Source organism: Bacillota bacterium (genome assembly GCA_040754675.1).
Classification (GTDB): domain Bacteria; phylum Bacillota; class Limnochordia; order Limnochordales; family Geochordaceae; genus Geochorda.
This window is the reverse complement of sequence record JBFMCJ010000394.1, coordinates 1-3,882: the sequence shown is the minus strand read 5'-3', so window position 1 is coordinate 3,882 and position 3,882 is coordinate 1. Positions and strand designations below refer to the sequence as shown.

The following is a 3,882-nucleotide window of genomic DNA, read 5'->3' as shown; positions in this document are numbered from 1 at the left end:
CCCGGCGTAAAGTGAAAAACATGGAGGCCGCCCGGAAACGCTGGCACTGGTCGAGCAGTCCCCGCACCGCTGCCACCAGGTGCCGGTTCCCGCACCGCTGCACTATGAACCAGTGGAATTCTCGTGTGATCTGAGAGAGCCCGACATAATCCTCCGCCGACAGCCGATCCGCCATAGCCTCGATCATGGTTTCCATGCGGCGGAAATCGGCCTCCTCGAAACGGTAGGTTGAAAGACGGGCAGCCAGGCTCTCCAGCGCGGTGCGCACCTGGTAGATGTCGCGGATGTCCTCCACGTCAAGGTCGGCCACCACCATACCCCGGGTCCCCATCTCCACCAGGCCTTCCGCAGCCAACCTGTTGAGAGCCTCTCTTACCGGCGTGCGGCTGACTCCCAGGCGGGCAGCAATCTGGTACTCCGACAATGGTTCCCGCGGCTTAAGTACGCCGGCGACAATCTCACCCCTCAGGGTCTGGTAGACCGACTCCTTGGCCTTTGCCTTGCCCATGGCCATGGCCCTGGTACCGCCTGCTCCCATGTTCCCACTCCTGTTCTGTGCATACAGAAGGGAATGCCGCGATGCATACTACCTAGTCTGCTGCCTCGCATACTGCGTGGTATACCATTTCGTATGGGATACTTCGACGCCGCCAGCGGTTTTCCTTCTGCCCCCGGCTACCGGCACCAGCGCAGGGCCCACCCCACCCGTAACTCACCACTCGCCCTGGGTGCCCGCCGAGCATCAGGAGGGAATTGGGTCCCGCCGGCGAACAACTAAGGAGCAAGATCCTATAGCATCTAGCATAGAGCGGAGGCACGCCATGCGCAGGGATCTTCCGCCAATTACCAGCACCTCCGCAAGCGACGCTGTATACCAGCGTCTCCGCGACGGCATTCTCTCCGGCACGTTCCAGCCAGGGGAGAGGCTGGTGGAGCGAGAATTGGCGCAACAGCTACGGGTGAGCCACATACCGATTCGGGAAGCTCTCAAAATGCTTGCCCGGGACGGCCTGATCCAGTACACCCCCTTTAAAGGGGCTCAAGTCATTAATTTGACCCCGGAAGAATTGCAAGACTTTTATGAGGTGCGAGCGGTCCTGGAAGGTTTCGCAGCCCGGCTGGCTGCAGACCGCATCTCCCCGGATGAACTTGAGGGGCTGAGGGCCCTCATGAAACAGGCGTACGAACTGGCGAACGAGGGGAACGTACCAGAACTGGCCCGCATTAACCTCCAGTTCCACGAGGCGATCGCCAGGTCAACACGCAACCATGTGTTAATGAACTTCCTGGAGCGCATCCGCAACCAAATACACTTTTTCATGTTACAGTCTTTGGGGGTTTCCGGCCGACCCTCCCAGACCCTCCAGGAGCACGAGGCTGTCCTGGGTGCTCTGGTCGACCGGGACGGCGACCGCGCAGAGCAAGCAGCTTCCCAGCATGTGCTCGCGGCGTGCAGGGCCGCCCAGGCCGCCAAGAGCCCGGTCCGAGCATGAACAACCCGGCTAAGGAGGAGAGACGGGTAGTGGAGCTTGCGAAACAACGATCGAGCGTCCCGCCAACCATCCAGGATGCCACAGGCCCGTTCACGCGCCAGTTGGCGGCTCAGGTCGTGGCCCTTCAGCCGTGCGATATCCCGGATACGGTAAAGCACAGGGCCGAGCAGTGCGTTTTGGACTTCCTGGGGGTGGCATTGGGGGCCTCACATCACCCAGTCGTAGATAAACTACTGTCTGTGGCGCGAGCGACAGGTTCGGCCCCGCGAGCCACCCTGATCGGTCGCCCGGAGTGTGCGGATTGTTTGTGGGCAGCCCTCATTAACGGCTCAATGGCGCATGTATTGGACTTCGACGACACCCACTTTCCCACGATCCTTCATGGCTACACGCCTGTGCTGGCAGCCTTGTTTGCTGCCATCGACGACCCGACGGTGTTTCCCGGGGCAGGAGAACGAGATACAGGGCACAGCGAGGTCTCAGGCGAGGAGTTCTTGACAGCCTTTGTGGCAGGCTACGAAACTGCTTCCCGGGTGGCCCTGTGCCTGCACCCGGGTCATTACAACCGCGGGTGGCACCTGACTGGCACAGCCGGAGTGTTTGGCGCATCTGCGGCGTGCGGCAAGTTATTCCACCTCAACGAGGACCAAATGACGAGCGCGCTTGGGCTTGCGGCGGCGCAAGCTTCAGGACTGCGCGTCATGTTCGGGACCATGACCAAGCCGTTCCACGCCGGCAAAGCAGCCCAGAATGGACTGCTCGCGGCGCTGCTGGCGAGGGAGGGGTTCACCAGTGCTCCGGAAAGCCTGGAAGGCCGTCGGGGATTCTGCCACGTCTTCTGTGACGAACCAGCCCTCTGGAGGCTCACCGAAGACTGGGGGATTAAATGGGAACTCCTGGCCTCCGGCTTCAAACCCTACCCATGCGGAGTGGTAACTCACCCCGCCATAGACGGCGTGCTGGCACTGCGGCGAGAACACCGCCTGGAGCCTACGTCGGTGAAATCGATCCACGCCCGCTGCCATCCCTTGGTGCTTGAGCTTACGGGAAACGCCAATCCCGTCTCCGGCCTCGAGGGTAAGTTCTCAGTCTACCACTGCCTTGCCGTGGCCCTCGTGGACGGAACCGTGGCCATGCAGTCTTTCACCGACGGCCGCGTGCTCGACCCCCTGATCACCGACGTCCGGGCCAGGGTACATGTCACGCCCGACTCCAGACTGGACCAGGATCAGGCCGAGGTCTCCATCGAGCTGTACGACGGCCACGTCGTCCGCCACCTCGTGCAGCACGCGTCTGGCACACCCGAGCAGCCCCTGACAGACGCTCAACTTCAGCGCAAGTTCTCGGCTCTCCTGGCCTGGCGCCCTCAAAGCGGCCCCTTGGCTCTGGATCAGAGCACCGTGGACCGCATCCGTGAGTGGGCGCTCGGGATCAGAGGTCTGAGGGACGTACGTGCGCTCCTCCACCTGACTCGCCCCAACCAAAGTCAATGCGGGGAGGCAGCAACATGAACGAAACATCCCGCGATGTGAGGGAATGGTTCACCCAATCGCAGGTGCAGAAGTGCCTTGACGCACTGCGCAATAATCAATTCAACGCCCTCTATGCCTCCGACCCGGAATCTGCACGGCGGGTGGTCCTGTCCCTCATCCCCCCGGGGGCCACGGTAGCGATAGGAGGTTCGGTGACCATCCGCGAACTGGACCTCCCCCGCCTGCTCCGGGACCAGGGACACCGGATCGAGGACGGCTGGCAGGACTTCGACAGCGAGGAAGAAGCACGCGAGGCGGCCCGCCGCCGCCTCCTGGCTGACGTCTTCCTCTGCAGCACGAACGCCCTTACGCTCGATGGCAAGCTGGTCAACGTGGACGGCAGCGGCACGCGGGTCAACGCCATGATCTTTGGGCCGCGGCGCGTCATCGTAGTGGCCGGGATTAACAAGCTGGTGAAAGACGTGGAAGAAGGGCTGTGGCGGGCCAAGAACGTCGCTGCCCCCATGGTTTACCACGCGAAGAACGCCCGCACCCCATGTGCCGTAAGCGGGCGCTGCACTTCCTGCCTGCCCCCCACGCGTCAGTGCCGCGTAGTCACCATCCTGGAGGCGCGTCCGCGCCTCAACACTGACTTCCATGTGATAATCGTGGGGCAAAGGCTCGGATACTGACACCGACAGATGTCCAGCCGGCTCCCCCTGGGAACCTTCACCCGTTCCCCCGGTCCGCCGGGGACGGCCGAGTGAAGCAGGAGATCGCAAGCTCCCGGTGAAACCTCGTGTTGCAGCGTAGAGAAGCCGAGCCCCGCATCCCCAGGTAGAGGGGACCTTCTATGGGTATGGCCAGCCGGCATGAAACCCGGATCAGGATCATCCTCAGGCCGGAGGCGGCCCGGG

The 3,882-nt window shown here is 62.6% G+C and carries 5 protein-coding genes; 3 read left to right on the top strand and 2 right to left on the bottom strand.

What is annotated here, in order from left to right; all coding sequences use genetic code 11:
- The coding region (locus tag AB1609_17620; GenBank protein MEW6048266.1) for a GntR family transcriptional regulator at positions 1 to 538 on the bottom strand (538 nt) is incomplete at its 3' end.
- Here AB1609_17620 and AB1609_17615 point away from each other — a divergent pair.
- The 3 genes from AB1609_17615 to AB1609_17605 are packed head-to-tail and all read left to right on the top strand — an operon-like array spanning position 507 to position 3,657.
- On the top strand, positions 507 to 1,493 hold the full coding sequence (locus AB1609_17615) for a GntR family transcriptional regulator (GenBank protein MEW6048265.1): 987 nt from the start codon (positions 507 to 509) through the stop codon (positions 1,491 to 1,493). The two genes, AB1609_17620 and AB1609_17615, sit on opposite strands and share 32 nt — an antisense overlap.
- Positions 1,490 to 3,004, top strand: coding sequence for an MmgE/PrpD family protein (locus tag AB1609_17610; GenBank protein ID MEW6048264.1), 1,515 nt, complete (start codon positions 1,490 to 1,492; stop codon positions 3,002 to 3,004). The genes AB1609_17615 and AB1609_17610 overlap by 4 nt, the downstream gene beginning before the upstream one ends.
- Positions 3,001 to 3,657: a lactate utilization protein gene (locus tag AB1609_17605; protein MEW6048263.1), complete on the top strand. Its 657-nt coding sequence runs from the start codon at positions 3,001 to 3,003 to the stop codon at positions 3,655 to 3,657. The genes AB1609_17610 and AB1609_17605 overlap by 4 nt, the downstream gene beginning before the upstream one ends.
- Positions 3,658 to 3,694: 37 nt before the next feature.
- Here AB1609_17605 and AB1609_17600 read toward each other — a convergent pair.
- Positions 3,695 to 3,882, bottom strand: a 188-nt coding sequence (locus tag AB1609_17600; protein ID MEW6048262.1) for a hypothetical protein, incomplete at its 5' end; no start/stop codon positions are given.

What these genes read in the sequence shown, in the direction of transcription:
- AB1609_17610 (MEW6048264.1), top strand. Translation starts at nt 1,490, where the DNA reads ATGAACAACCCGGCTAAGGAGGAGAGACGGGTAGTGGAGCTTGCGAAA.
- AB1609_17615 (MEW6048265.1), top strand. Translation starts at nt 507, where the DNA reads ATGGCCATGGCCCTGGTACCGCCTGCTCCCATGTTCCCACTCCTGTTC.
- AB1609_17605 (MEW6048263.1), top strand. Translation starts at nt 3,001, where the DNA reads ATGAACGAAACATCCCGCGATGTGAGGGAATGGTTCACCCAATCGCAG.